The organism is Sulfitobacter sp. 15WGC, assembly GCF_005068605.1.
GTDB classification, from domain to species: Bacteria; Pseudomonadota; Alphaproteobacteria; order Rhodobacterales; family Rhodobacteraceae; genus Sulfitobacter; species Sulfitobacter faviae.
On the sequence record NZ_SZNL01000136.1, the window covers coordinates 1 to 254 of the forward strand.

Annotated in this window: 1 pseudogene; it reads left to right on the forward strand. The window is 56.3% G+C overall.

Going from position 1 to position 254, the window contains the following annotated elements:
- A pseudogene (locus FCK22_RS18280) lies at positions 1–196 on the forward strand (hypothetical protein); the annotation flags it as partial.
- Between the last annotated feature and the right edge of the window lie 58 nt (positions 197–254).

Here is a 254-nt window from a genome sequence, read left to right on the forward strand (position 1 = left end):
CCTTGCGACCTTCATCCCCACTTTTATCGGCGTCACGCTGATATCATTCGCCTTCATCCGCTTGCTGCCCGGCGACCCGATCGTCGTCATGGCCGGTGAGCGCGGCATTTCCGAAGAACGCTATCTCAACTGCAACAGCAGTTCGGCTTTGACCGGCCGATCTATGTGCAGTTCTGGGATTACTTCACCGGCGTGATACAGGGGGATTTAGGCACGTCCTTCGTGACCAAACGCCCGGTTTGGGATGAGTTCTT